Consider the following 26,603-nt stretch of genomic DNA (forward strand, 5'->3'; position numbering starts at 1 on the left):
CCCACGTCACCTGAGGCGAGCAACCTGTTCGCTCCGCGTTGCATCGAAGCCGAGCAGCCCGACGACATCCGCCGGGCCCGGCTCCTCCGGCGTGCTAACACCTGGTTCCAACTGTCACGGTCGGATCCCCTCAACCACTACGCGGCTCTGCGGGAACTCCTCCTACAGCACGCCGAAGACCTCGCACGGAAGATCGACAAGGGACACCAGACAGCGCGGCGCCGACAGCCGGGAACGGTCTGTCTTACTGACGTCCAGATCGCCCAGCTTCACGCTCAGGCTCGCGCAGAGCGGCATCAAGTATGAGTTTCCGCAGGTCGTCGGGCATACCAGGTGCGTCTTGCCAGGCGCGAGCGATCGCGAGAAGCGCGTCCCATACGTCCTCGGCCGCGGAACCTGGCTGACCGGTGTCCAGGTCGGCGAACAACGACGCGCAGAGGACGTTGGTCACGTCATACAGGGCGCCCGCGGCCCTGGACACGTCGGCCATACTCGCGTCCGCTGCACGAGGTGGCTCGCCGGGGAACCGGAGGGCAACCGAACCAACGGAGTAGCTTCGCCCATGGATGAAGTCCCGCAGAGCGCGGAGCTGATCTCGGGTCGGCAGGGACGGCTGGGCAGCGCGCTCGGTCACAACCCAGACCCTATCGATGCTGGCCTACCGAACCGCCATTGACATCGGTTCCAACAACCGTGACCAAGTTCCAACTAACGTGTCACGGCTCAACCGGGAGCGGGTTCCGGAAAGGGGGCGGTGACAGACGTCGCGACCAGGTGACAACCACCTCGACCAGTCACACTCGCCGGGGCCGACCCCTGGACGCCGTCGACGGGCTTCGTCGGCAGTGGGCCTGCGAGTGTCGACGTAGGTGTCGACGGCCTGCTCGTCGAGTGCGTCGACGCCGGCGGTCTCGGCGAAGCCGCCGGCGGAGCGGATCCCGTCGGCGACCTCGTCGAGCGTGGCCTTGGTGCGACCGGCCTGGAAGACCCTGGCCCCCTCCTGGGCGAAGGTGCGGGCCACCGCGCGGCCGATCCGGCCGCCCGCTCCGTGGATCACGGCGACCTTGTTCTCCAGCACCATGTCAGTACGTCCTTCGAGGGGTGCTCCCGCAGGGATTCGCCCTTACCCGAAGCACCCGGGCGGACACTGACGACACGCCTGACTAGCGGCCGAGCGGAATCGGCCACTCGTGGTGGTAGCCCGGCAGGGGGAGCTTGCCCTCGATGATCGGGGTGCCGAAGATCTTCAGGTGCGCCAGCAGCGCCCCGGTCAGGTCGATGCCGCCGTACAGTGCCCAACTGCCCGGGACCTTCGGCGGGTTGCCCGCCGTGTCCACCGTCAGGGAGCCGTCGACCTGGGCCCGGAGGTAGGGCTCGAGTGTCGCCTCGACACCCACCGCGTCGTAGAGGCCGACGCTCACCTCGGCGCCGAGCCCGGCGCGGACCCCCGCCTTGCCGGCCAGGCGCAGCCGCACCGGCGAGACCTTGGTGTCACTCGCGTTGCTGACCGGGCTCCAGCCCCTCCCGCCGGTGTAGTCGGCGTGCACCGACCAGGAGCCGGTGACCTCCTGCTCGGTGTCCACGGTCACCTTGCCGTCGGCGCTGACCTCCAGGAAGCAGGTCAGCCCGACATTGACCACGACCGGTATGCCCGCGACCGTCAGGACGGGGCTGGCGTGCAGTTGGGCGAAGGGGAGGCGCACGGGGGCGCTGCCGGTGCTCCGGGCCAGCTCACCGCTGATCTTCCACTGGGCGTGCGCGCCGAGGTCGAAGCCGATGGACGCCGTCCGAGGGCTGCCCAGCTTCGCCCCGTGGTAGGCGAAGTTGACGGCGGGGTGCAGCTGGAGGGACCCGGAGGCGTCCGCGGAGGCGCCGCCCGGCAGCGGGATCGGGGCCTTCACATCCAGCTCGACGGTCCCGGAGGCGGCGGCAGTCGCGCCGCCGTTCTGCCCGCCTATGGACAGCTTCAGGTCCTTGACCAGCGGCGTCACCTTGATGGCGTGCGGGTCGACGGCGACCTTGCCGTCCGCCTCGGTGCCCCCGAGCAGCTCGGACAGGGTCGCCGGGCGGGTGGAGACGCTGACCTTGTCGCCGCCCCCCGGACGCACCTCGGTGACGGCGATGAGCGCACCCTGCGGTGCGGCGGCCGTCGGCGGGCTGGCGATGAGCTGGCCGGCCCGGACGACCCCCGCCGAGGCGGACGGTGACGGGGTGTTGGTAGGTGTGGCCGTGGGCGTGGTGGTGGTCGGCGCCGTGGCCAGGACGGCGGTGCCCGCACCCGGGTCGTAGGAGACCAGCTGGACGCCCTGCGCCGCAGGGGAGAGGGCGGGCCCGTCCTGCCCCGGCGTGCTGATCGCGACCTGCTGCGCCCCGGGTTGGGCGGCGGTCACCACCAGGGAGCCCGATCCGGTACGGGGCGGGGTGGTGGCCGAGGCCGGTGCGGGCGTGGAGGCGAAGGTCGAGGGCGCAGCGGTGGCGGATGCCGCCGAGTGCGGCGCGCTCGCCGGAGCCGCGCAGGCGGAACCGCCGAGCACCAGCAGGGCGGTGACGGCGGGCACGACGACCGTGCGTATGGAGCTGTTCAACAGGTCCCCTTCGGAGCGGCGGACGAGGACACGACCGCCCGAGATCAGTAGGCGCAGGCGGCGTGGTCAGCCGCAGCCCGTCATGTTACTGATGGGTCATCAATTTGTCGAAGACATGCAAAGCCGGTCTGAAGCAGCAACTCGCCTGGAAGCAGGGCAACTTGACGGACAATCAGGAGAACAGGCCCCCCGTCCGGCGGGGGTAATGGTCAGGAAATACCGCCGAGTGGCGGGTCGCCGTCAGCCGGCGGGGATCAGCCGGGTACCGGGTGGGAGTGCACCCGCCCGGTCGGCATCGGCGAGGTGAGTCAGGACGGTGTCCCGCAGCGCACCCGCCGCCCGGGTCAGTGGGACGTCGCGGCCGTGCGCCACGGCGATGGTCCGCGCCAGGCCGGGCCCGGCGAACGGGGTGACGGTCAGGCCGGAGCGGGCCGCGACCATGCCCGGCAGTACTGCCGGTCCCAGGCCGGCCCGGACGAAGCCGAGTACCGCGTCCATCTCGCCGCCCTCGACCGCGAAGGACGGCTCGAACCCGGCCGCCCGGCAGGCGGCGAGGGTGGTCTCGCGGAGGTCGTACCCCTCGCGGAACATCACCAACGGCTGCTCGCGCAGGTCCTCGATCCTGGCCCGCCGCCGCTTCGCCCGCCCGGCGGACACCAGGACCAGGTCCTCGTGCAGCAGCTCGGTCACGTCCAGGGCGGGCAGCTCGCCCGACCGGGGAGTGATGATCAGCGCGAGGTCGAGCTCGCCGTCCGCCAGCGTGCGGACCAGGTCCCGCGAGCCGTCCTCGCGTACCTGCAGCTCAACGCCTGGGTATCGCGCCCGGTAGGCCCGCAGGACGTCGGGAACCAGGCTGACGCACAGGCTCGGCGGTGCGCCGAGCCGCACCCGGCCGCGTCGCAGCTGCACGGTCTCCTGTACGGCCAGCCGGGCGTTCTCGGTGTCCGCGAGGATGCGCCGGACCAGCGGGAGCAGGGCCTCGCCGGCGTCGGTCAGGGCGATGCCGCCGCGCGTCCGGTGGAACAGCTCGGCCCCCAACTCCCGTTCCAGGCTGCGGATCTGCTGGGAGAGCGAGGGCTGGGCGACATGCATCCGTTCGGCGGCCCGGGTGAAGTGCCGGGTCTCCGCGACGGCCGCGAAGTAGCGGAGCTGCTGGAACTGCACGAGACCCATGATAGGTCCACGATAGGCACAACCTATCGTCACGAGCTCCAACATGTCTTGGACGCACCGACCACCGCCTCCCTAGCGTGGCGCTCATGGCACTCGCGACTCGGCCGGGCAGACGGCCCTCCACCCTCTCGGCCCTCTGGGGTTCGACGGTCGGCAAGAAGGCGGCCATGGCGGTCAGCGGCGTGGTCATGCTGCTCTACCTGGTCTTCCACATGCTCGGCAATCTCAAGGTCTTCTTCGGCCCGGGCGACATCAACGGCTATGCCGCCTGGCTCCGCACCATCGGCGAGCCGTTCCTCCGCTTCGGCTGGTTCCTCTGGATCGCCAGGGCCGCCCTGCTCGCCGCGGTGCTGGTGCACGGCGTCGCCGCGTACCAGCTGAGCCGCCGCGACCTGGCCGCCCGGCCGCAGAAGTACGCGCACCGCCGGCAGCGGGCGAGCTACGCGACCCGGACGATGCGCTGGGGCGGGGTGATCCTGGCGCTATTCATCGTCTGGCACATCCTGGACCTCACCACCCTGACCGTGAACCCGCGCGGCGAGGAGGGGCACCCGTACCAGAACATCGTCGCCTCCTTCTCGACCTGGTACGGCGGTGGCATCTACATCCTCGCGATGCTCGCCCTCGGGCTGCACGTCCGGCACGGGTTCTGGAGTGCCGCGCAGACCCTCGGTGTCAACAACCCCCGCCGGGACAGGGCGTTGAAGGTGAGCGCCGACGTGCTCGCCCTCCTCCTGACCGCCGGATTCCTCTCCGTCCCCGTAGCCGTGCTGACCGGAGTCGTGCGATGACCCCCAGAACCCCGATCCCAAGAACCCCGACCCCCAGGTCCCCCTACCTCGACTTCACCGTCGGCGAGCCCGTCGCCGACACGGCAGTGCCCGCCGGCCCGATCGAACAGCGCTGGGACCAGCGGCGGTTCGAGGCCAAGCTGGTCAACCCGGCCAACCGGCGCAAGCACACCGTGATCGTGGTCGGCACCGGCCTTGCGGGCGGTTCGGCCGGCGCCACGCTGGCCGAACAGGGTTACCGGGTCGTGCAGTTCTGCTTCCAGGACTCCCCGCGCCGCGCTCACTCGATCGCCGCCCAGGGCGGCATCAACGCGGCCAAGAACTATCGCAACGACGGCGACTCCGTCCGCCGGCTGTTCTACGACACCGTCAAGGGCGGCGACTTCCGGGCGCGCGAGTCCAACGTCCACCGGCTCGCCCAGGTCTCGGTGGAGATCATCGACCAGTGCGTCGCACAGGGCGTGCCGTTCGCCCGCGAGTACGGCGGGTTGCTGGACACCCGGTCCTTCGGCGGGGTCCAGGTCTCGCGCACCTTCTACGCCCGTGGGCAGACGGGCCAGCAACTGCTGCTCGGCGCGTACCAGGCACTGTCGCGCCAGATCGCGGCGGGCGGCGTGGAGATGCACCCCCGGACCGAGATGCTCGACCTCATCGTGATCGACGGACGCGCGCGGGGGATCGTCGCCCGGGACCTCGTCACCGGGCGCATCTCCACCCACCTCGCGGATGCGGTGGTGCTGGCCACCGGCGGCTACGGCAACGTCTTCCACCTCTCGACCAACGCCAAGAACTCCAACGCGACGGCGATCTGGCGCGCGCACCGCCGGGGCGCGTACTTCGCCAACCCGTGCTTCACCCAGATCCACCCGACCTGCATCCCGCGCTCCGGCGACCACCAGTCCAAGCTCACGCTGATGAGCGAGTCGCTGCGCAACGACGGCCGGATCTGGGTGCCGCTGGCCAAGGGCGACACCCGCCCGCCCACCGAGATCCCCGAGAGCGAGCGCGACTACTACCTGGAACGGATCTACCCGTCCTTCGGCAACCTCGTCCCGCGCGACATCGCCTCGCGCGCGGCGAAGAACGTCTGCGACGAGGGACGCGGAGTCGGCCCCGGCGGCCAGGGCGTCTACCTCGACTTCGCCGACGCCATCGCGCGGTTGGGGCGCGCGGAGGTCGAGGCGAAGTACGGCAACCTCTTCGAGATGTACGAGCGGATCACCGCCGAGGACCCGTACCGCGTGCCGATGCGGATCTACCCGGCGATCCACTACACGATGGGCGGTCTCTGGGTCGACTACGACCTCCGGACCACCCTCCCGGGCCTGTTCGCGATCGGCGAGGCCAACTTCTCGGACCACGGCGCCAACCGGCTAGGCGCGAGCGCGCTGATGCAGGGCCTGGCCGACGGGTACTTCGTCCTCCCGGCCACGCTCAACGACTACCTCGCCCGAATCCCGGCCGCACCCGTGTCCGCCGGACAGCCAGAAGTCGAGGCTGTCACAGCCGAAGTGACGGACCGTCTTGAGCGACTGCTCGCCGTGGACGGCGACCGCACCCCGGAGTCCTTCCACCGCGAGCTCGGTGAACTGCTCTGGGACGAGTGCGGGATGTCCCGCTCCGATGCGGGGCTGCGCAAGGCGCTGGAGCGGATTCCCGGCCTGCGTGAGGAGTTCTGGCAGCGGATCAAGGTGCCCGGCAGCGGCTACGAGCTCAACCAGTCCTTGGAGAAGGCGAACCGGCTGGTCGACTACCTGGAGCTGGCCGAGCTGATGTGCCTCGACGCGCTCCATCGCACCGAGTCCTGCGGCGGCCACTTCCGCGAGGAGAGCCGCACCGCGGACGGCGAGGCGGCCCGCAAGGACGAGGAGTTCTCCTACGCCGCAGCCTGGGAGTTCACCGGCACGGGCGCGCCTCCCGTGCTCCACAAGGAGCAGCTGGCCTTCGAGTACGTCCACCCCACCCAGCGGAGCTACGCATGAACCTCACCCTGCGGATCTGGCGCCAGGCCGGACCGGACACCCCTGGTGCCCTGACCACCTACCGGGTCGACGGGATCAGCCCCGACATGTCCTTCCTGGAGATGCTGGACACCCTCAACGAGGAGCTGATCCTGCGCGGCGAGCAGCCGGTCGCCTTCGACCACGACTGCCGGGAGGGGATCTGCGGCGCCTGCGGGATGGTGATCAACGGCCAGGCGCACGGGCCGGAGCGGACAACCACCTGCCAGCTCCACATGCGGCACTTCGAGGACGGCGACACCATCGACGTGGAGCCCTGGCGGGCGGGCGCGTTCCCGGTGGTCAAGGACCTGGTGGTGGACCGCTCCGCCCTCGACCGGATCATCGGCTCCGGCGGCTACATCACGGCGCCCACCGGCAGCGCCCCCGAGGCGCATGCCACTCCGGTGCCGAAGGAGGTGGCGGACCTCGCCTTCGAGCACGCCGAGTGCATCGGGTGCGGCGCCTGCGTGGCGGCCTGCCCGAACGGCTCGGCGATGCTGTTCACCGCGGCCAAGGTGGTGCACCTCAACCTCCTTCCGCAGGGCGCCCCGGAGCGCGGCAGCCGGGTGCGCTCGATGGTGGCGGCGATGGACGCCGAGGGATTCGGCGGCTGCACCAACACGGGGGAGTGCGCCACCGCCTGCCCCAAGGGCATCCCGCTCACCGGTATCGCCACCCTCAACCGCGAGTTCCTGCGCGGTGCTCGGCAGCGGTAGTCAGCCACGCTCCGCCGTCGTCGAGCAGCGTCGGGAAGTCCTCGGGACGGGCGGTGCGCAGCGCGGTGGCGAGCCGCGCCGAGCAGCAGGGCGGCGGTGCGCGAAGTCGGAGGTGACGGCGTGCGGTCACTCGTGACGCTTCGGCCCGCCTTGCCCTGCTGCCGCAATCACCGGCCTGCGCCGGCGGCCTGCGGTGCTTCGGGCGGGGCCAGGGGCATGGCGGTCAGCCGGCTCACCGGGGAGACGACCAGCCCGAGCACGACGACGGCGGAGCCGGCCGCCGCCACCGTCAGTGCGTCTTCCGCACCGATCCGGCCGGCGAGCAGGCCGGCGGAGAGACCCCCGAGGGCGCCGCCACCGAAGAGCAGGGTTCGGAACGCCGCTGTCATCCGCCCCATCATCGACTGCGGAGTCAATGCCTGGCGCAGGCTGACGATGATGACGCCCGCCACGCCCAGGCCCAGGTAGGTCGTGAAGAAGGACAGCACGAACATCGCGATCATCACCGGCCGGGGCCCGGCGGCGAAGGCGATGAGGGCGGGCCCGAGCAGCAGCGCCGACTGTGCCACCAGGTAGACACGGCCGGTCGGGAACCGCGCGATGACCTTGCGGGAGATCAGCGCGCCGATCAACCCACCCACCGAGGCGGTCGCGAAGACCGCCCCGAGTGTGGTCGAGGTGAGGTGGAGGTCATTGGTGCCGTGGAGGAGGAACATCGTCCACACGGTGACCATGGAGAAGTTGCAGCAGAAGCCGATGAGCGCCAGGGCCCGCAACACCCCGTTGCCCATGACCCAGCCCAGCCCGTCCCGGAGTTCGAGCAGCAGGTGCCGCTCGGCCGCGGGTTCGGGACGCGGCTCGGGTGTGCGGATCAGCAGCAGCGAGACGACGGACACCGCGTACGAGCAGGCGTCCACGACCAGGGCCACCGGAGCGGTGAGCGCCGACACCAGGACGCCCGCGAGTCCGGGACCGGCCACGTCGGCGGCGGAGGAGCTGGTGCCCATCCTGGCGCTGGCCTCCACGTAGTGCTCGGGTTTGCGGACCAGCACCGGCACGTACGACATCCAGCTCACGTCGAACACCACGGACGCGATGCCGACGGCGCAGGCGATCACCAGCAGGACGGGCAGACCGAGGGCGTGCCACCAGTACAGCAGCGGGACCAGTGCGACCAGGAGCAGCCGGACGAGATTGGCGCCCAGCATGACGGGCCGGCGCCGCACCCGGTCGGTCCAGACCCCGATCAGCAGGGCCAGCCCGAGGTACGGCACGAGCTGCAGGAAGCGCAGCAGCCCGACCTGTTCGTCGGTGGCGTGGAAGGCGCGGATCGCGGTCAGCGGCAGGGCGAGGTTGGTGACCTGGGTGCCGAGCAGCGACACGGTCTCGCCGAGCCAGAACTTGAGGAAGTCGCCATTGCGCCACAGGCTTTCCGACGGCGCGGACGGCGCGGACGGCGCGGACGGCTCCGACGGCGCGGACGGCGCGGACGGCTCCGACGGCGCGGACGGCGCGGACGGCTCCGACGGCGCGGACGGTTCTGACGACGGTGCGGCGGTGGCGGTACCGGACTCGGCCGATGTGTCGGTCATCGGGCACTCCCCGCGAGCTCGGCGACCGACGCGGCGACCGCGTCGACCTCGACCTCGGTGTTGTAGTAGTGCGGCGACAGTCGCAGACACCACTCCACGTCCTTGTCGGTGAAGTCGAACTGCGCGAACTCCCGGAAGCTCAGCGCCGAGTTGATGCCGCGCGCGTCCATCGCGGCCTTGAACGGCTGCGGCTGCCACCCGTCGATCGCGAACGTGACCAGGGCGGCTGGTGCCGGGCCGCCGTCGAGCAGGCGCACCCGGGGGATGTCGGCCAGCTGTTCGCGCAGCCGGGCCGCCAGCGCCGGGGTGCGGCGGGCGACCGGTTCGATACCGACCCGCAGGGCGTAGCGGACGGCAGCCGCGCAGCCGAGCACGGTGGCGTACGGGAACTCCCACTCCTCGAACCGGGCCGCCGTGTCGACCGGCCGGTAGGTGTCGGGCCCGGTCCAGCGGGCGCCGTACATGTCGATGAAGAGCGGCTCGTACCCGGCCGTGAGGACCCGGTCCGAGACATAGAGGAAGCCCGAACCGCGCGGCCCGCGCAGGAACTTGCGGCACGTGGCGGTGAGCAGGTCGCAGCCGATCTGCTCGACGTCGATGTCGTACTGGCCGACCGACTGGCAGGCGTCGACCAGGTACAGCAGGTCGAGTTCGCGGCAGTGGCGGCCGATCTCGGCCACCGGTTGGACCAGGCCGGAGTTGGTCGGCACATGGGTGGCGGCGACCAGGCGCGGGCGGCGGGCGCGCATCAGTGCGGCCATCGCCTCGACATCGACGCCGCGGCCGTCGGGTTGGTCGGGGGCATGCACGATCTCGACGCCGTGGCGTCGACGAAGGGCGAGGAAGGCGATCTGGTTGGAGATGAAGTCGTTGCGGGTGGTGAGGACGATGTCGCCGGGGCGGAAGTCGATCGCGGACAGCGCCTTGGCGTAGGCGTGGGTGGCGCTGCCGGCGAAGGCGATGTTGCTCGGGCGGGTGTTGATGAGCTCGGCGGTCGCGGCGTGGAAGTCGGCGATCTCGGTGGCCCGTGCGGCGGATGCCTCGTAACCGCCGATGGCGGCCTCCAAGTGCAGGTGGTCGAGCATCGCCCCCAGCACCGGACGGGCCATCAGGCCGCAGCCGGCATTGTTGAAGTGGATCACCGATTCGCAGCCGGGGGTGTCGGCGCGCAGGGCGGTCAGGTCGAGAAGCGGTTCCGACGCTGACTCAGAAGCGCTATCCTGTATCTTCATGTCTGACAGTAGCAGTACCGGCGCGCTCGTGGCGATCCTCCGCGCGGAGATCGCCGCGCTCACCCCCGGCGACCGGCTGCCCAGCAGCCGCGACCTGATCGCCCGTCACGGAGTCGGCCCGGTCACCGTGTCCCGCGCGATCGCCCTGCTGGCCGCCGAAGGCGCGGTGGTCACCCGCCCCGGCAGCGGCACCTACGTCGCCGCCCGCAGGACGAGGCAAGGTGACGACGCGCCGGACACCTCCTGGCAGGCGGTCGCTCTGGCCGGCCGGGACCACGACCCGGGCGCCGATCACAGCTCCGCGTCGGCCGAGACGGATGGCCCGTCAGGACCGCTGCCCGCCGGAACCATCGCGCTCGCCGGCGGCTACCTGCACGAGAACCTCCAGCCCACCCGGGCACTCGGAGCGGCCCTGGCCCGCGCCGCCCGCCGGCCCGATGCCTGGCACCGCGCCCCCGCCGCAGGCCTGGCACCGCTGCGCGCGATCTTCGCCCGGCAGGTGGGCAGCGGTGTGGGCCCCGAGGACGTCCTGGTCACCGGCGGCGGCCAGGCCGCGCTGTCCATGCTGTTCCGGGCCATCGCCGCACCCGGCAGTCCGGTACTCGTCGAGTCGCCCACCTATCCCGGGGCGCTCGCCGCCGCCCGCGCCGCAGGCCTGCGGCCGGTGCCCGTGCCGATCGACGACGACGGCATCCGCCCCGATCTGCTGGCCGACGCCTTCGCCATGACCGGAGCCCGGCTGCTCTACTGCCAGCCGACCTTCCACAACCCCACCGGCACCGTGCTCGCACCGGAACGCCGTCGCCAGGTCGTCGACGTGGCCCGCGCCGCCGGGGCCTTCCTGATCGAGGACGACTTCGCCCGCCACCTCGGCCACGGCCGCCCGGTGCCGCGCCCGCTGGTGGCCGACGACCGCGACGGCACGGTGGTCCACCTGACCTCGCTCACCAAACCGGCCTCACCCAGCCTGCGGATCGGCGCGCTGATCGCCCGCGGCCCGGTCATGCGCCGGCTGCAGGCGATGCGACGGGTGGACGACTTCTTCATCGCCCGCCCACTCCAGGAGGCGGCCGTCGAACTGCTCAGCACCCCCGCCTGGGACCGCCACCTGCGGGCGCTGGCCACCGCATTGCGCGACCGCAGCGCAATCCTGGCCGACGCGCTGGCCGGTGAACTCCCCGGCTGGTCGCTCGCCGGCAGCCCGGCCGGCGGCCTCCACCTGTGGCTGAGGCTGCCACCCGCCCTCACCGACACCGCCGTCGCCGATGCGGCCGGCGCACACGGCGTGGCCGTCAACGCCGGCCACCGCTACTTCCCGGCCGAACCGCCGACCACCCACCTGCGCCTCGGCTTTGCAGCTGCCGCTGACCCCGCCGAACTCGTCGAGGCCGCCCGCCGCCTCGCCACCGCGGTCCGCTTCCTCGAAAGCGCCGCCGACTGATCGATCCCACGCACCGGCGGTGCCGGGCCTTGATTGTTTCCACAGTCTGCCCGGAGGTCTCACAGGTTCGGGGTGGCAGCGAGCGTGACGACAACTGCGATCTAGGGTGCGTTTCAGAAGTCGATCAAGCTCTGTAATGATCACCGTGTGGGACGTGGGGATCTGACGAGCGCACAGTGGGCCAGGCTGGAGCCGTTGTTGCCGGTGGGGAAGAAGCCGGGACGGCCTCCGGTCTGGTCCAAGCGGCAGCTGATAGACGGCATTCGCTGGCGGACACGGACGGGTGCGCCGTGGCGGGACGTGCCGATCAGGTACGGCGAGTGGGAAACCGTCTACGGGTTGTTCCGGCGTTGGCAGCGCGATGGGACCTGGAAGCGAATCCTCAAACAGCTCCAGGCCCGGGCCGACGCCGACGGGCTGATCACCTGGGATGTCAGCGTCGACTCCACCGTCGCCCGCGCACACCAGCACGCCGCCGGCGCCCGGAAAAAGGGGCTCTTCAACGAGAACCGCCCGGCGGCGTCGACACCGAACCGGCCGACCACGGACTCGGACGCTCCCGGGGCGGACTGACGACCAAGCTCCACCTCGCGGTCGAGCAGGGGCAGAAGCCGCTGTCCCTGGTCATCACCGCTGGCCACCGCCATGACAGCCCGCAGTTCCAGAATGTGCTCGACCGCGTCAGCGTCCCGCGCGTCGGTCCGGGACGCCCGCGCACCAAGCCTCGCAAGGTCCGCGCGGATAAGGCATACGGCTCTCGCGCGAACCGCGCCTACCTGCGCAGACGCGGCATCCGCTGCACCATCCCGGAGAAGACCGACCAGATCCGCAACCGCAAGAAGCGCGGCATGCGCGGCGGCAGGCCACCGAAGTTCGACAAGGCCGACTATCGCGAACGCCACGCTGTCGAATGCGGAATCAACCGCCTCAAGAGACACCGGGCCGTCGCGACTCGATACGACAAACTCGCCGTCCGCTACGAAGCCACCGTGGTCATCGCGGCGATCAACGAGTGGCTGTGAGGGGCCGCGTGGCGCGCATCGCGCCGCACGAGGTTCATCGCGCTGGTTCCACCGGTGGCCACGGGGCCCAGGGAAGAGCTTCACGCCAGCCCGGCCGCCCCCGGGCCCAGTCCTGAAGCACTTCGGCAACGGGCTCCACGGCGAACACCTCGTGCTCGCGCGGCACCCGGGCGTGAAAGTGCCTGTCTGGGCCACCCTCGCGGTATTCGACCTGGTAGCTGAGGTCGTCGTTGAGATAGACCTGCATGTAGTGCTGGCCGACGGGTTCGAGGTCAAGCCGCTGGACAACGACAAATCGCCAGGTCAGGCTCATGTCGGCCAGCAGATCGTGCAGCTGGTCGTCAGACGGGTCGTCCCATGACGTCCCGTCCCACTCAATCGCCCGCAGTACCGGTGTTGCCATGACGGCGACTGTACTGGCCGATCATGCTGCGGAGATCAGCGGGCGACCGCTTATGAAACGCACCCTAGATCAACACGAGCCACCAGGTGTTCATGGCCCCTCCTACAGGCCGAACAAGCGGCTCCAGGCGGCGGTCACCAAAGCGTGAGTTGGCCCCAGGGGGGTACTGCCGGGAGCCGTTGGCTCACTGATCCGCGGTGCTCAGCTGACCGGTCCCGTCATCGCGTGCGGCCCTACCGCCGGTTCGAGCAGCGACAACGTCCGCTGCTGCGCATCGAGGCCGACGCGGATGCCGACCGGCATCGGCAGATTCGGGCCGGCATGCCCGAACTCGACGTTGCCCAGGACCGGGATGTCACGGTCGCCGAGGACGTCGAGGACGATCTCGGGCAGGGTCGGGGACGCGCCGGGCTCGAGTCCACTGATCTCGCGCGGAACGCCCACGACCATGCCGGAGATCCGATCGAGGATGCCGCTGTGTCGCATCACCTGCAGATAGCTCCACACATGCGATGCCAGGCCGCCCATCTCCTCCCAGAACAGCACCGCATCGTCGAACCATTCGAGTGGCAGCGCGAAACGCGTCGCCTGCGCCAGCACGATGCGATTGATCACCCCGCCGATCAGCCGACCTTCGGCACGACCAGGACGCCAGCACTCCCACGACGGGCTCGCAGGCAGCGCACCGATCGCCTCGGTACCGGTCAGCAACCTGGAGTAGAGCTTCTCGAGTTCCGCTTGGCGCGCCACGGGCGCAGACTGCCAGTGTCCCCCGAAGCCGGGGACGGCCATGTCGGCATGGAACCCGACCAGACCCGTGCGCGCATAGAGCACCAGATGCAGCAGCGAGATGTCGCTGTAGCCGAGGATCGGCTTGGGGTCGGCCCTGATCGCCTCGACGTCGATCAGGTCAAGGTAGCCGAGCGCCGTCTGGCCGCCGTCACTCGCGACGATCGCGCGCACTTCAGGATCACGCAGAAGACCATTGAGCTCCCCGGCGATCTCCGTCGGCGTGGCCGCGCTCCACCAATGGCGGCGTCCAACTTCGAGTAGCGGAGCCCGACGCACGCGGAATCCCATCCGCTCGAGCACAACCACCGTCTGCTCGACGTTGGGCTCGTAAGCGGCCGGCAGCGGGCCGGACAGCGATGCGATGACAACGAGATCTCCGGGCCTCAGGGCACGCGGTCGAAGCAGTTGAGGCAGTGCAGAACCAGTCATGGCGTCAGTGTCGCCGGTGCCATTGGTAGGGTCACGCGACTTTCGCTGGTCGTCCGCCCCAGCGCAGGCCCTTCTCGCTGCGGATGCGGGCGCGTTCCCGGCGCTGGGCTGCCAGGACGTCGGGGTGGCGGGCGTTGGCGTTGCGCCAGCGCAGGTAGGCGTGCAGTTCGCGGGTCTGGACCGTGTGGTTCGGGTGGTTGGAGTTGGCGACGGTGAACTGCCGCAGCGGTCCGAAGTGCGCCTCGATCGGGTTCGCCCAGGAGGCGTTGGTCGGGGTGAAGCAGAGGTGGACGTTGTTGTTGCGGGCCCAGCGGCGGATCTTCTTGCCGTTGTGGGCGGAGAGGTTGTCCAGGATCACGTAGACCGGGGCGCCGTCCGGGCGGGCGGCGCGGATGGAGCGGAGTGCGGCCAGGGTGTTCACGGTTCCCTTGCGGCGGTGGTTGACGCCCCAGAGGGTGTCGTCGCCGATCGAGTAGCAGCCGTGGAAGTAGGTGACGCCGTGGGTGCGGTGGTAGGTGTCGGCGTACTCGTTGATGTGCTCAGCCAAGTACAGATGAACGTGCTCAGTGCCAGGAGCTGCGTCTGACGCCCTGTTGAAGCTGATCAAGCCCTTTGCGAGGCCGAGCTCGTTCCGCCTATCGTTCGATTTAGCGTCACCGCAGACGCTCAGCCGGACAGTGCCTGGGGCATGGGGGAGCGATCGTCATGGGTGTCTTTGTCCGCATCAGAGGCTGGCTGGAGTGCGACGACCGGCAGCTCGCCCGGGTCAAGGAGATCGTCGGCTCCGAGGACCCCGATCGGACCTATAGCGGAGGCTGGGGCTTCCCGGAGCGGCAGTACAACTTCACCAACTGGGTTTTCTTCGGCGCCGAGATGCGCGAGCAGTCAGTCGACTGGTTCCGGGAACAACTCCGTCTCGTAGCGCAGATTCTCGCCTCCGACGATGACAACGACCTGGTCACCGGTCTCTTCCTCGTCAGCCACGAGGTCGAGGGCATGAGTGAGTGGCAGGTCCGCGATGGGGGCGTAGTGATCGGAAGCGCAAGCGGGGAGTACCAGTACCTCGACAAGTAGAGTCACCGACCTGCCGGCCACAGAGACTCAGGCAATCAGGCCGCGTTGGTGTCGCGTTCGATGGCGGCGAGGCGGTTCTTCAGCCGGTAGCTGGGGCCGTTGATGGAGATCACTTCGCAGTGGTGGAGGAGCCGGTCGAGGATCGCGGTGGCGAGGACCTCGTCGCCGAAGACCTGGCCCCACTCAACTGAGGCTGGCACATGTTCCCCGAGCCGAGAGTGCCCTGCGACCTGGCCGTTTCAGGGGTCTGAATGTCTCTTTGATTGTCTTGCTGACAGCGCGGTTTTGTAGGCGCTACCTTCATTCGTCAGGTGCGAGGAAGGTGTGCCGGATGGTGGAGTCGCGTCTGCGGGTGATCGAGGGCCGGGCGGTGCCCGAGGTGCCCGTTGCCTGGGATCCGTGGGAGTTCCAGGCGCTGTGTGTGGAGGCGTTCGTGGCCTCGTGGCGGGCCCGGGGGTTCAGTCCGGTGACTGTCGACAATGACATCGGCCTGCTGGAGCGGACGTTGAAGGCTCTGGGGCGGCCGGCGTGGGATGTCACGCCCGAGGACATCGACCGCGTGGTCGGCGGCCTGGCCGTCGAGGGGCGGGCGCCATCCACCCGCGGTCGTGTCCCATGAAGTGGTGTAGTGGTCGTGCGCCAACAGTCATGAAGTGGGCGGGAGTTCGTCGCGGCCGGGGTTGGCGGGGTAGATCTTCTCCATGCTGGCCTCGGGCAGGTAGCGGCGAGGGAACGCGATCCATTCGTCGTGCATCTCGAACAGCACGGCGGTGACCAGCCGCAGGAGCGCGTCGTCGTTGGGGAAGACCTGGACGACGTCGGTGCGACGCTTGATCTCGCGGTTGATCCGCTCCAGCGGATTGGTGGACTGGATCTTCTTCCAATGTCGCTCGGGGAAGGCCGCGAAGGCGGTCAGGTCGTCCTTGGCCTCCAGCAGCATCTGGCTGAACCGCCCCGGGTTCGGTGGGGACTCGATTTCGTGTAAGGATTCGAGTCATGGCACGTCCCTCTTCCTACCCGCCTGAGCTGCGCCGTCGTGCGGTGCGCATGGTTGCCGAGGTCCTCGGTGACTACCCGAACGAGTCGGCCGCGCTGCGGGCCGTCGCGGAGAAGCTGGGCATCGGCTCGGCCGAGACCCTGCGCAACTGGGTGCGACGCGACCAGGTCGACTCCGGTCAGCGCCCGGGCACGACCACGGAGGAGTCCGCGCAGATCAAGGCGATGAAGAAGGAGATCGCCGAACTCAAGCGCGCCAACGACATCTTGAAGGCCGCGGCGAGTTTCTTCGCGGCCGAGCTCGACCGGCCACACCTTCGCTCGTAGCGTTCATCGACGAGCACCGGGGCCGCTTCGGCGGCGTCGAGCCGATCTGCCGCGTTCTCACCGAGCACGGCTGCAGCATCGCCCCCTCCACCTACTACGCCCAGCACAAGCGCCTGGTCTCGCCGTGTGCTCGCACTCTGCGCGACGAGGAACTCAAGCCGCTGATCAAGGAGGTCCATGACACCAACTACCGCGTCTACGGGGCCCGGAAAGTCTGGCGCGAGCTGCAACGCCAAGGCCACGAGGTGGCCCGCTGCACCGTCGAACGCCTGATGCGTGAACTCGGCATCGCCGGCGCCGTGCGTGGCAAGAAGGTGATCACCACCATCCCCGACCCGGCCGCCGTTCGCGCCCCGGACCTGGTGGACCGTCAGTTCGTCGCCGGCGCGCCGAACCGCTGCTGGGTCGCCGACTTCACGCACATCGCCACGTGGTCCGGCGTCGTCTACGTCGCCTTCGTCGTGGACACCTTCTCCCGCCGGATCGTCGGCTGGGCCGCGTCAACGTCCAAGGAGACCCGGCTCGTCCTGGACGCGCTGGACATGGCGCTGTGGCAGCGCGACCGTGACGGGTTCCCCCACCAGAGAGGCGAGTTGATACATCACTCGGATGCCGGGTCGCAGTACACGAGTTTCCGGCTCGCCGAGCACCTGGACGCCGTCGGCATCGCGGCCTCGATCGGATCCGTCGGCGACGCCTACGACAACGCCCTGATGGAATCCACCATCGGCCTCTACAAAACGGAGCTGATCAAGCCCGGCCGGCCCTGGAAGACCCTCGCCCAGGTCGAGCTCGCCACAGCCGAGTGGACCGACTGGTACTGCCACCGGCGACTCCACGGTGAGATAGGCCACGTCCCACCCGCCGAATACGAGACCGCCTACTACCTCACAGCCACAAAACCCCAGGTCACAACCACAACCTGAGCTCTCTACCGAACCCGGGGCGGTTCAGGCTGACCTTGGGGAACTGCTTGCCCAGCATCTCGGCGACGCTGTCCAGCTGGGCCCGGACCGCGGCCTCGGCCGGCTGGGCGAAGATCGTGCGGATCGTCGCGGCCACCATCTCACCGGCCTCCTTCGGGATCACCGCGAAGGCGTTCCTCAGGAAGTGAGCCTGTAAAGAATCAACACAGCTCTTTCGTCGGCGTGTTGACTGCTGGGACGGATGCCAGGAGGGCTTCGGCCGTGCGGTGCTTCACTGGTGCCGGGGGCAGGTGGAACCCATCCTCCTTCAGCAACGGGCGGACGTCGCGGAAGGCGTTCCCGATGGTGCTCCGGTTCACCTGGAACAACTCGGCCAGCACTTCACCGGTGCAGACGTGGCGGTGGAAGAGGACGGCTGCCAGGACACGTTCCGCATCGGTGATCTTCTGGGCGAACACTCCGCCGCGGGTGCCGGGCTGGCGTGGTCCGCCGCGCTGGGTGTGGCGGCGGCGCTCGACCAGTGCTGCCTGTCTGACCGCGAGGCGGTCGACGAGTTCCTGGAGGCCGGCGCGGCTCATGCCGGTCAGGAACGGATCGCACAGTGATTCGGGCAGAGGCGGTCGGCTTCGGGCGGGCAGGACGCCGGTGTGCACGAAGGCGACCAGCTGGGCCGGCTCGGTGAACAGCAGCGTGGTCGGTTCGACCGTGATCTTGTGCTGGTCCAGAAGGCGGCTGGTCTCGGCGATCGCCGGGCCGATGACCCGGTCGGTCACCTCCAGCATCTCCGCGAGGACTCGCTGGGGGCAGACCTGCCGCAGGTAGAGGAGGGTCAGGAGGATGCGGTCGCGGCCGGAGAACAAGGGTTTGCCGTGGTCGGCTGCCGCCTTTCGGCGCGGTCCGCCCCGTTGTCGGAAGCATCGCTGTTCGCGCTCGGCCTCCTGGGCGGTGGCCAGTCGGTTCGCGAGGGCGTCGAGTTCCGCCGTGCTCATGCCGGTCAGGCGGGCGTCGTCCAGCAGGTCCAGGACCGTTCCGCGGTCGGGGGCGGTGGCGAGGTGTGTGGTTTCGGGAGGTGTTGTCTCCCCGCCGGTTGGCGCGGGGTGGAGTGTGTAGTTCCAGGTGCCTCGTGTCTCGTGGGGTTCCAGGGGCAGGGCGTTCATGCGGGCCTTGCTGATCGCGACGCCGGTCGGGTAGGGACGCTCGTCCAGCTCGGCCACTACGTGCAGTCCGCTGCGGGTGGTGGTGGAAGCGATCGTGTTGACAACGACTTCGTGGCTGGTGAGCGGCCTGCCGCGCCAGTTCATCGTGATGTGGGAGAAGAGCCGGTGCTCGATTTTGTTCCACTTTGAAGTGCTTGGCGGGAAGTGGCAGACCGTGATCGCGAGCCCGGTCTCGGCGGCGAGCGCGGACAGTTCCGCCTTCCAGGCGCGGTAGCGGTAACTGTTGGAGCCGCCCGCGTCTGCGGTGATCAGCAGCCGGGTCGCGTTCGGGTAGTCGAGGCGGCCGCGGGCCTGCCACCACCGGCGGATCGTGGCGACCGCGAACGCGGAGGTGTCGTGGTCGACCCCGACACTGACCCAGCCAGTGTCGGCCGCAAGGTCGTAGACGCCGTAGGGAATCGCCGTTTCGCCCTTCGGTCCGGTGAAGAAGCTGTGGTCCTCGACCTGGACCGGCTCGCCCTTGGGTCGCCACTCGCGCCCCGCGTTCGGCAGTTGTCCGAGCATCTCCTTCTTCTTGGCATCGACGCTGATCACCGGCTCGCCCGCCGCCTGGAACTGTTTGACCTGCTCGTTGATGTACTGGAACTGCGCGTCCCGGTCCGGGTGCTGGTCGCCTTCCAGGGTCTTGGCGTTCGACTGCAGGCTGAAGCCGTTCTCTCGCAGGAGCCGGCCGACGGTCACCGGCGAGATTTGGCGTCCTTGCCGGGTGAGTTCCGTCGCGAGCTTGCGCAGCGACTTCGTCGTCCAGCGCAGCGGCGACATCGGATCGCCGCGCTCGTCCGGCTCGACCAGGGCCAGCAGGGCAGGCAACAGCCCCGGGTCCAACTCGATCGCGCTCTTGCGTCCCCCACCCGGCCTGCGGATCCGCCCGTCCGCTAGGGGTTCGACGCCTGCCTCCAGCTCGAAGACACCCTTGCGGACGGTGCTCTCGCTCGCCCCGGCGATCCTGGCGACAGTCCGGACTCCGCCATGGCCCAGCAGCCTGGCCTCGGTCGCCAACGCCAGCCGCCGCTGCCGCTCGTTCAAGTGAGGCAGCAACACCTCGAACCGCGCAGCGAGTTGGGCCAGGGCCGAGTCCGTGATCGCCATACCAGGTCAACGAGCCCGGACACGGCAAGCAACACCTTGTTCGCGACCAGGCTCAGTGAACGCGACAGCGCTGGTAGGCGGCGCCGAGCATGACCTTGCGGATCGCCTTGACCAGACCGCTGTGGCGATCGCCGATGACCAGCCGGACCCCGGTCAGCCCGCGTTCGCGCAACGAGCGCAGGAACTCGGTCCAGAACATCTCGGTCTCGCTGTCGCCCACCATCAGGCCGAGCACTTCCCGGCCACCGTCCTCGGTGATGCCGGTGGCGACCACCACGGCCCGGGAGACGATCTGGTGGTTCACCCGCGCCTTGCAATAGGTCGCGTCCAAGTAGACGTAGGGGAAGCGGGTGTGGCCCAGGGGACGGTCGCGGAAGGCGGTGAGCTGTTCGTCCAGGTCGGCGCAGATCCGGGAGACCTCGCTCTTGGAGATGCCGGTGTCCGCGCCGAGGGCCTTGACCAGGTCGTCGACCGAGCGGGTGGACACGCCCAGGACGTAAGCCTCCATGATGACCGCGTAGAGCGCCTGGTCGATCCGGCGGCGGCGTTCCAGCAGGCTGGGGAAGAAGCTGCCGGTGCGGACCTTGGGGATGGCCAGCTCCAGGTCGCCGGCCTGCGTGGTCAGGGTCTTGTCGCGGTGGCCGTTGCGCCAAGTGGTGCGGGCATCGCTGTGCTCGCCGGGTTCAGCGCCGATCCGGGCGGTCGCCTCGGCCTCGATCAGCTCCTGAAGCATCCGCTGGGCGACAGCCCTGATCAACTCGATTCCATCCGCCGTACGCAGTGACTCCATGAGGCGGAGTAGGTCAGACTGGGACAAGGCCATCGCGCACCTCTTACTCAACGAGCCTTCCTACTCGGAGAGTTGCGCGATGGCTTCTTCATGACCAGGGGTTACACCAAGATCCCTGCTACACCACTCAGCGGGACGCCATCCCACCCGCCGCGGATACGTCCAGATCTTCAAAGGCTTCCACCGGTTCCTGCAGGCCCGCAAAGCCGTCGAGATCGAGGCCGCGTTCGGGGTCCGACTGGTCTGCCCGGTGGACGAGTTCAACGCCTCGCGGCATGTCGGCGACGACTCCCCGGCCCTGCTGCCTCCGCCGACCCCCGAGCGGGTCGAGGAGTTCTTCGAGTTCCTGAAGGCCCGGATCGCCACCGCCCGCAAGTACGCGCCCGCCGCCCGCGACTACGCGCTGTTCCGGACGCTGTATCACGCTGGCCTGCGCTCCGAGGAAGCCTCGCTCCTGGACCGCCCGGACGTCCACTTCAGCCGCGGGCCGTTCGGCAAGCTGCACGTGCGCTTCGGCAAGGGCGCCCACACCTCCGGGCCCCGTCCGCGCTGGGTGCCCATGCTCGACCAGCTGGACCTGGTCCTGCGCTGGTTCCTCGACGACGTCCGCGGCAAGTTCCCCGACTCGCCCGCGCTGTTCGCCGACGAGTCGGGCGGCCACCTTCACCAGGGCACCGTCCGCAACCGCCTGCGATACCTGATGGAGCTGGAGGGCCGTCCGGCCGCCGACCGGTTCAGCCCGCATGCCCTGCGCCGGGCCTGCGCGACCCACAACTACGAGCGCGGGGTGGACCTGGTGGCCATCCAGCAGCTACTCGGTCACTGGACTGTCAGTTCGACCATGAGATACGTCCGGCCGTCGGCCACGTTCATCGAGGACGCGTATCGACGCGCCGTGACCAGCACCCTCGGCGAGCTCACTGGAGAGGAACCCACGCCGTGAACATCAAGTGGAAGCTGCGGATGGCCGCCGCCCAGCGCGAGGTCTGGACCGGCGCCCAGTTGAGGCGGCTCCTGGCCGAGAAGGCCGGCCTGGAACTGTCCTCCGCGTCGGTGTCAGCCCTGTTCACCAAGGAACCCTCGCAGGTGAAGATGTCCACGCTCGCAGCGTTGTGCACCGCGCTGGAGTGCACCCCCAACGACCTGATCGAGGTCGATATCACCCCCGTCGAACGCCCTGTGGCTCCTCCTCGACCGGCAGCCGATCTGCCGCGGGTCGCCTCGGCCCGGGGCCGGTCCATGCCGCCGATCTGACGGAAGGGGGTCCGGGCGAAGCATGGGCAAGAGGCAGCGGGACTGTGTCGGGTGCGGGGCGCCGGTCGGGTTCATCGACCGGCAGCACTGCTGCCGCTGCACGGCCCGGATGAAGGACGAGGCCGCCCGCGCGTCCTGCCCTGCCTGCGGGAGGTCACGCGTCCTGCAAGCCGACACCGGACGGTGCATCACCTGCTCGCGGACCTGCGCGGGATGCGGCCGCCCGGTCCGCTCACCGACCGCCAGCCACTGCGGGATCTGCCGACGCGAAGCGGACAGGCAGGCCGCGAAGCAGGTCTGTCCTCGTTGCCGGCGGCCCGGCTTCCTGCAGACCGGCACCGGATGGTGCGGCCACTGCTCGCGCCAGCGGCAGACCAAGCAGCCACCGCGGCAGTGCGTCGGCTGCGGCGAGGTGCGGCGCCGTGCCGGGCTCGGACTCTGTTCGGCCTGCTGGCAGAAGCACCCCGACCGCCCCTTCATCGCCGCCGAGAATCTGGCCGCGCGGCTCGCCGAGCCCGTGCCCTGGCTGGGTGACTTCGCCGGCCATCTCGCCGAACGGCACTGCGCGAGTCGCGCCTGCATCATGATCAGCACACTGGGCAGACTGCTGGAGGACGAACAGCCCAACCACCCCCAGGCCCTGCTGGACCGCGCCCGTCACCCCGGCCGGTCGATGGGCTCCCTCGCCCGGGCGCTCGAAGGCTTCTTCACCCAGCGCGGCCTCGCCCTTCCCACCGACCAGGCGCAACGGCTCGCCGCCGGACGCCGCCGACGCCGCATCGACGCCACCCCGCTCCCGCTGCGACCGCAGGTCCAGGCGTTCGCCGAGTCCATGCTGCGAGCACGCGAGCGCGCCCTCAAGGCCGGCACCCTGCCTCGCACGGACAGCACCATCGAGGCGGCCCTGGCCATCGTCCGCGACCTCGCCCGCTTTCTGACCAGCACGCGCAACAAGCAGGACTGGGCCCTGACCGACGTGCACGACGTCGAGGCCTTCCTGGCGACCATGCCCAGGGCCCGGCAACGCCGGCTGACCGTGCTGCGGCAGTACTTCCGCTTCGCCCGCTCCCGCAAGGTCGTGCTCATCGACCCCACCCGGGGAGTGAAGGCCAAAGGCCCGTCAGGGTTCAGCGGCACCACCGTCGCCGTCGGGCAGCAGCGGCAACTGTTCCGCCGCTGGACCACCGGCACCGACGCGCACCCGCACGAGGCACTGCTCGGAATCCTGGCCCTCCTCCACGCGGCCTCCAGCAGCGAGGTCCGGCGCCTGCGCGTGGACGACCTCGACCCCACCAACCGCACCATCCGCCTGGGCAAACGCCCGCATCGGGTGCCTATGGACCCGACCAGCTGGTCGGCACTCCAACGCTGCCTGGCCCACCGCATGGACCAGCGCACCGACAACCCCCACGTGATCGTCACCAAGATCACCAAGAGCGGCCGGGCACCGGCGTCGACCGCCTATGTCAGCCACCTCCTGGACCCCTGTGGCGTTCCGCCTCGGACTCTGCGATGCACCCGCCTTGCCGACCTCGTGAACACTCTGGACCCCAAACTCGTCGCCGCAGCCCTCGGCATGGATCCCGAGGGCGTCATGATCTACCTCGCCGATCACGTCGATGCAGGACGCCTCCCTGACGCGTAATCTCCGCGACGGGTGGGGCCTCCGTGATCTACCGTTCAACCGATGAGCTCCCACGACACCGACCTCGACACGCCGACCGCCGTGACCGTCCGCTGCCAGAACAACCGCTCCGTCAGCGTGCGGCTCTGCGTCTGCTCCCGGCCCGACGAGGACCGCGTGCAGTACGCGGTCGAGGCGTCCGCGCCGGGGCTGACCATTCGCGTTGACGAGGTGGTCTCCTGGAACTGGGGCGCGGACCTGGCGCCCTTCCTGGAGGGACTGGCGGTCGACTTCCGCGGCTGGGACGGGCAGCGGGTCTGGCAGACCAACGACCGGGATCTCAACGTCAGCGCGGTCTTCCGCTCCGGTGGTCACGTCGGGCTGACCTGGACTCTTCGCCCTTGGAGAAGTGCGGCTGGTGGTTGGGAGGCATCCGTTACGACCTGGCTCGACGCCGGCGAGCAGATGTCTGCCCTGGCGATGGATGTCCGACGCTTCCTCACCCAGCAGGACGGCGGCCGTGACTGATCTGCGGCTTGTCTGGACTCTCAACGGACACGGGTGGGCGGACTGCCGGATCGCTGACGGGCAAGCCGATGCCGAAGTCACAGCGTCGTACATCACCAGCGCCCCCGAGGATCTCCTGACGGCGATCGCCTGGCTGGTCAGCGGTGAAGCCGAGACGCGTGCCCAGTTCGAGGCAGAGCCCACCGCTTTCCGGTGGATCTTCTACCGCGCAGGCGACGACGTATGGATCCGCGTCCTTCAAGTACCGGACGGCTCCAAGCACGACAACGCTGGCACCGAGATCTGGTCGACCCAGCAGAGCGTCGACGCCGTGGCACGAGCGGTGATCCGCTGCTTCGACGAAGTCGCCACGAAGTACGGCGAGAGCGGATATCGCGGCAAGTGGGGCGAACACTTCCCCCGAACCGAGCTCGAAGACCTCAGGTCGCTCTGGCGCACGCACCGGTTCGACCCGCCAGCCTGACCCCCCGAACCCGTCGACATTCGGCACTGCCTCGCACAGGTTGAGCGGAACATGTGCGCTTTGCTGAAGGTCTTGTTCGAGGTCAGGATGATCGAGCCCCTCTCGTAGCGCTTGGAGATCACCTGGAAGACCAGGTTCGCCTCGGCGCGTTCCAGGGGCTCGTAGCCCACCTCGTCGACCACGAGAACGCTCGGCCGCAGGTAGGCGCGGAGCTTGGTGGTCAACCGCCCGGCGGCCTCGGCGGTCTTCAGCTGGCGGACCATGTCGTCGAGGGTGGTGAAGTAGATCGAGAAGCCGGCCCGGCAGGCGGCGACCGCCAGGGCGACCGCGAGGTGAGTCTTGCCGACCCCGGGCGGGCCCAGTAGGGCAGCGTTGGCCTTGGCCTCGACGAAGGACAGGGTAGCCAGGTCCTTGACCTTGCGCGGGTCGAGCTCGGGCTGGAAGGAGAAGTCGTAGTCGTCCAGCGTCTTGTGGTGCGGAAGCTTCGAGAGCCGCAGACCTTGGCGGAACCGGCGTTCGTCGCGGACGGCGAGCTCTTCGGCCAGGACGAGATCGAGGAAGTCGAGGTAGCCGAGCTTGCCTTCCTCGGCGCGGGTGGCGTACTGGTTCAGGCTCTCGGCTAGGTGGGGCAGGCCGAGCTTGGCGGCCGTGGTGCGGATGCGATTGCCGGTCAGCTGGCTCAACTGGATTCCTTCGTCGTGGAGTTGGTGGTGAAGGGCCGGGTGCCAGTCAGCTCGTCATAGACCGACAGTGGGCGGCGGCCGACTTCGACGCGGGTGGCCGCGCTCCGGTGCAGGAGGGCCTGGAGCGGCCCTGCCTGCTCGCCCGGGGCGTCCTGGTGGCGGGGCCGGGGCAGGACATCTCCCGTGGTGACGCGGCGGTTGTCGCCCTTGGGCAGGCCGTCCCAGTGCTTCTGGTCGACGACCCGGGCGCCGCGGCCGACCGCCCGCGGGTGGACGGCCAGCAGGGTCTCACCGCTGGCGTCGGGGGCGGTGGAGTGCAGCATGATCTGGGACTTCGTGGCCCGGATCTCGACCAGCTGGCGGGGGCGGACCCGGCGGGCCGGCACCGAGTAGAGGTTGGCGTCGAAGGCGACCAGGCAGTCCTTGCCGACGTGCCGAAGGTGCCGCTGGGCGACCACATAGGGCCTCGGCGGCAGCGGCCGCAGGGCCATGTGGTCGCGGACCGCGCGGTGGCCGATGACCTCGCCGTGGGTGCTGTGGACGCGGGCCCGGCGCAACGGCACCCAGGCCGTGAACGCGGCGTCCAGCTCCTCGATGGAGGAGAAGGCTCGCCCGGCCAGGACGTGGTCGCGGACGATCAGGACTTGCCGTTCGACCCGGCCCTTGCCCTGGGGGCGGTAGGCGGCCAGCACGTCGATGTCGAAGTCGTAGTGCCCGGCGAACGCGACCGCCTCGGGGTGCAGCGGGACCGCCTCGCCAGGGGCGACGTGCCGGCGGACCACGGTCTTGGTGCGGTCGTAGACGATCGTCATCGGCACCCCGCCGAAGTGCGCGAATGCCTGACGGTGGCAGTCGAAGAACGTCGCCAGGTCCTGGCTGGTGGTGAAGCAGCAGAACGGATCGCGCGAGTAGGACAAGGTCATGTGGAAGGAGTAGACCTTCGGGATGCCGAGGTGGGCGAGGATCTTGCCCTCGTCACCCCAGTCGACCTGGGCCTGGGCTCCGGGGATGACCTCGAACCTGCGGTGCAGCCCTGCCAGTTCACCGGGGCTGATGCCCAACTCCTCGGCGACGCGGGGCCTTGCTTCTTGGAGGTAGATCTTCACGCGCTGGTAGTTGCCGGTGAACCCGTACTCGTTGACCAGTCGTTCGTGGACCACGGCGCCCTTGATAAGGATCTCGGACCGCAGCATCGCGTCGATCAGCGGCGCGACCTCGTCCACCATCCGCTTGCGGGACTGCCCGTTCGAGGTCCGGCGAGGCGGTGCGATGGGCGCCTGGGCCGCCAGGTACTTGCGGACCGTGCGGCGGTTCAGCCCGGTCTCCTTCGAGATCTCCGACAGGCTCATCGCCCCGGACTCGTGCAGACCGCGGAATCGTCGAAGCTCCAACCAGCGATGCGGGTCCAAGACCATCGTCAGCCGCCCTCCGCCACCCGAATAGACCAAGCAGC

21 protein-coding genes and 6 pseudogenes are annotated in these 26,603 nt (G+C 69.6%); 12 read left to right on the forward strand and 15 right to left on the reverse strand.

Annotated features, from left to right (window positions below; all coding sequences use genetic code 11):
- Positions 1 to 658: 658 nt before the first annotated feature.
- The 3 genes from FB465_RS34130 to FB465_RS34140 form a co-directional block, all read right to left on the reverse strand.
- The gene (locus FB465_RS34130) at positions 659 to 1,081 is read right to left on the reverse strand and encodes an SDR family NAD(P)-dependent oxidoreductase (RefSeq protein ID WP_145796819.1); all 423 of its coding nucleotides are present in this window, start codon (positions 1,079 to 1,081) and stop codon (positions 659 to 661) included.
- Positions 1,082 to 1,163: 82 nt separating this feature from the next.
- On the reverse strand, positions 1,164 to 2,585 hold the full coding sequence (locus FB465_RS34135; RefSeq protein ID WP_145796821.1) for a hypothetical protein: 1,422 nt from the start codon (positions 2,583 to 2,585) through the stop codon (positions 1,164 to 1,166).
- Between the two features lie 240 nt (positions 2,586 to 2,825).
- Entirely contained in the window at positions 2,826 to 3,749 is a 924-nt protein-coding gene (locus FB465_RS34140) for a LysR family transcriptional regulator (RefSeq protein WP_145797768.1), read from the reverse strand.
- 95 nt (positions 3,750 to 3,844) lie between these two features.
- Here FB465_RS34140 and FB465_RS34145 point away from each other — a divergent pair, with 95 nt between their 5' ends.
- From FB465_RS34145 to FB465_RS34155, 3 genes are read left to right on the forward strand one after another with little or no spacing between them, the layout of a single operon-like run.
- Positions 3,845 to 4,549: a succinate dehydrogenase cytochrome b subunit gene (locus FB465_RS34145; protein ID WP_145796823.1), complete on the forward strand. Its 705-nt coding sequence runs from the start codon at positions 3,845 to 3,847 to the stop codon at positions 4,547 to 4,549.
- Entirely contained in the window at positions 4,546 to 6,531 is a 1,986-nt protein-coding gene (locus FB465_RS34150; protein WP_145796825.1) for a fumarate reductase/succinate dehydrogenase flavoprotein subunit, read from the forward strand. Before FB465_RS34145 ends, FB465_RS34150 begins: the two co-directional genes overlap by 4 nt.
- On the forward strand, positions 6,528 to 7,268 hold the full coding sequence (locus tag FB465_RS34155; protein ID WP_145796827.1) for a succinate dehydrogenase/fumarate reductase iron-sulfur subunit: 741 nt from the start codon (positions 6,528 to 6,530) through the stop codon (positions 7,266 to 7,268). The genes FB465_RS34150 and FB465_RS34155 overlap by 4 nt, the downstream gene beginning before the upstream one ends.
- A 167-nt stretch (positions 7,269 to 7,435) precedes the next feature.
- Here FB465_RS34155 and FB465_RS34160 read toward each other — a convergent pair whose 3' ends face one another.
- Together FB465_RS34160 and FB465_RS34165 are read right to left on the reverse strand one after the other, a co-directional pair.
- Entirely contained in the window at positions 7,436 to 8,860 is a 1,425-nt protein-coding gene (locus FB465_RS34160) for an MFS transporter (RefSeq protein WP_145796828.1), read from the reverse strand.
- Positions 8,857 to 10,092, reverse strand: coding sequence for an aminotransferase class V-fold PLP-dependent enzyme (locus FB465_RS34165; protein ID WP_145796830.1), 1,236 nt, complete (start codon positions 10,090 to 10,092; stop codon positions 8,857 to 8,859). Before FB465_RS34165 ends, FB465_RS34160 begins: the two co-directional genes overlap by 4 nt.
- Between FB465_RS34165 and FB465_RS34170 the strand changes: the two genes are divergently transcribed.
- Positions 10,091 to 11,533, forward strand: a complete 1,443-nt coding sequence (locus FB465_RS34170; RefSeq protein WP_145796832.1) for an aminotransferase-like domain-containing protein — start codon at positions 10,091 to 10,093, stop codon at positions 11,531 to 11,533. The two genes, FB465_RS34165 and FB465_RS34170, sit on opposite strands and share 2 nt — an antisense overlap.
- Before the next feature lie 147 nt (positions 11,534 to 11,680).
- Positions 11,681 to 12,555, forward strand: a protein-coding gene (locus tag FB465_RS34175) for an IS5 family transposase (RefSeq protein WP_425461120.1) whose coding sequence is annotated in 2 segments (ribosomal slippage) — positions 11,681 to 12,029 and positions 12,029 to 12,555 — 876 coding nt in all. Because the reading frame shifts where the segments join, the coding sequence is not laid out codon by codon here.
- A gap of 34 nt (positions 12,556 to 12,589) precedes the next feature.
- On the opposite strand, the gene FB465_RS34180 is transcribed toward FB465_RS34175, so the two are convergent.
- From FB465_RS34180 to FB465_RS34190, 3 genes and pseudogenes are all read right to left on the reverse strand, one after another.
- Positions 12,590 to 12,958, reverse strand: coding sequence for a hypothetical protein (locus FB465_RS34180; RefSeq protein ID WP_145787183.1), 369 nt, complete (start codon positions 12,956 to 12,958; stop codon positions 12,590 to 12,592).
- 201 nt (positions 12,959 to 13,159) lie between these two features.
- Positions 13,160 to 14,179, reverse strand: a complete 1,020-nt coding sequence (locus tag FB465_RS34185) for a S66 peptidase family protein (RefSeq protein ID WP_145796834.1) — start codon at positions 14,177 to 14,179, stop codon at positions 13,160 to 13,162.
- A gap of 31 nt (positions 14,180 to 14,210) precedes the next feature.
- Positions 14,211 to 14,696: pseudogene (locus FB465_RS34190) on the reverse strand (transposase); the annotation flags it as partial.
- 188 nt (positions 14,697 to 14,884) lie between these two features.
- Between FB465_RS34190 and FB465_RS34195 the strand changes: the two are divergent.
- Positions 14,885 to 15,253, forward strand: a complete 369-nt coding sequence (locus tag FB465_RS34195; RefSeq protein ID WP_145796835.1) for a hypothetical protein — start codon at positions 14,885 to 14,887, stop codon at positions 15,251 to 15,253.
- Between the two features lie 35 nt (positions 15,254 to 15,288).
- Here the strand turns inward: FB465_RS34195 and FB465_RS34200 are convergent.
- Positions 15,289 to 15,438: pseudogene (locus tag FB465_RS34200) on the reverse strand (ATP-binding protein); the annotation flags it as partial.
- Between the two features lie 146 nt (positions 15,439 to 15,584).
- On the opposite strand from FB465_RS34200, the gene FB465_RS34205 reads away from it, so the two are divergent.
- Positions 15,585 to 15,872 (forward strand): hypothetical protein, encoded by a 288-nt coding sequence (locus FB465_RS34205; protein WP_211785919.1) that lies wholly within the window; start codon positions 15,585 to 15,587, stop codon positions 15,870 to 15,872.
- Positions 15,873 to 15,899: 27 nt separating this feature from the next.
- On the opposite strand, the pseudogene FB465_RS34210 reads toward FB465_RS34205, so the two are convergent.
- Positions 15,900 to 16,193: pseudogene (locus tag FB465_RS34210) on the reverse strand (transposase); the annotation flags it as partial.
- A gap of 56 nt (positions 16,194 to 16,249) precedes the next feature.
- Between FB465_RS34210 and FB465_RS34215 the strand changes: the two are divergent.
- A protein-coding gene (locus FB465_RS34215) for an IS3 family transposase (RefSeq protein ID WP_246193060.1) occupies positions 16,250 to 17,502 on the forward strand; the annotation gives its coding sequence in 2 pieces (ribosomal slippage) (positions 16,250 to 16,532 and positions 16,532 to 17,502; 1,254 coding nt in all).
- 31 nt (positions 17,503 to 17,533) lie between these two features.
- Here FB465_RS34215 and FB465_RS34220 read toward each other — a convergent pair.
- The 3 genes and pseudogenes from FB465_RS34220 to FB465_RS34230 form a co-directional block, all read right to left on the reverse strand.
- A pseudogene (locus FB465_RS34220) lies at positions 17,534 to 17,695 on the reverse strand (transposase); the annotation flags it as partial.
- A gap of 7 nt (positions 17,696 to 17,702) precedes the next feature.
- Positions 17,703 to 19,808, reverse strand: a complete 2,106-nt coding sequence (locus FB465_RS34225; protein ID WP_145796837.1) for an ISAzo13 family transposase — start codon at positions 19,806 to 19,808, stop codon at positions 17,703 to 17,705.
- Positions 19,809 to 19,863: 55 nt separating this feature from the next.
- A pseudogene (locus tag FB465_RS34230) lies at positions 19,864 to 20,631 on the reverse strand (IS256 family transposase); the annotation flags it as partial.
- A 217-nt stretch (positions 20,632 to 20,848) separates the two neighbouring features.
- On the opposite strand from FB465_RS34230, the gene FB465_RS34235 reads away from it, so the two are divergent.
- The 4 genes from FB465_RS34235 to FB465_RS34250 all read left to right on the forward strand — a co-directional run bounded on the left by FB465_RS34235 (position 20,849) and on the right by FB465_RS34250 (position 24,004).
- Positions 20,849 to 21,541, forward strand: coding sequence for a tyrosine-type recombinase/integrase (locus FB465_RS34235; RefSeq protein WP_246193062.1), 693 nt, complete (start codon positions 20,849 to 20,851; stop codon positions 21,539 to 21,541).
- Entirely contained in the window at positions 21,538 to 21,852 is a 315-nt protein-coding gene (locus tag FB465_RS34240) for a helix-turn-helix domain-containing protein (protein ID WP_145796839.1), read from the forward strand. The genes FB465_RS34235 and FB465_RS34240 overlap by 4 nt, the downstream gene beginning before the upstream one ends.
- 412 nt (positions 21,853 to 22,264) lie before the next feature.
- Positions 22,265 to 23,497 carry a tyrosine-type recombinase/integrase gene (locus FB465_RS37305; RefSeq protein ID WP_246193064.1) on the forward strand — a complete coding sequence of 411 codons (1,233 nt, stop codon included), beginning with the start codon at positions 22,265 to 22,267 and terminating at the stop codon, positions 23,495 to 23,497.
- 42 nt (positions 23,498 to 23,539) lie between these two features.
- Positions 23,540 to 24,004, forward strand: a complete 465-nt coding sequence (locus FB465_RS34250; RefSeq protein ID WP_145796842.1) for a DUF6228 family protein — start codon at positions 23,540 to 23,542, stop codon at positions 24,002 to 24,004.
- 522 nt (positions 24,005 to 24,526) lie between these two features.
- Here the strand turns inward: FB465_RS34250 and istB are convergent.
- A pseudogene (gene istB, locus FB465_RS34260) lies at positions 24,527 to 25,150 on the reverse strand (IS21-like element helper ATPase IstB); the annotation flags it as partial.
- Positions 25,147 to 26,541 (reverse strand): IS21 family transposase, encoded by a 1,395-nt coding sequence (istA, locus tag FB465_RS34265; protein ID WP_425461233.1) that lies wholly within the window; start codon positions 26,539 to 26,541, stop codon positions 25,147 to 25,149. The pseudogene istB and the gene istA, both read right to left, overlap by 4 nt.
- Positions 26,542 to 26,603: the final 62 nt, after the last annotated feature.

Source organism: Kitasatospora atroaurantiaca (assembly GCF_007828955.1).
GTDB lineage: Bacteria > Actinomycetota > Actinomycetes > Streptomycetales > Streptomycetaceae > Kitasatospora > Kitasatospora atroaurantiaca.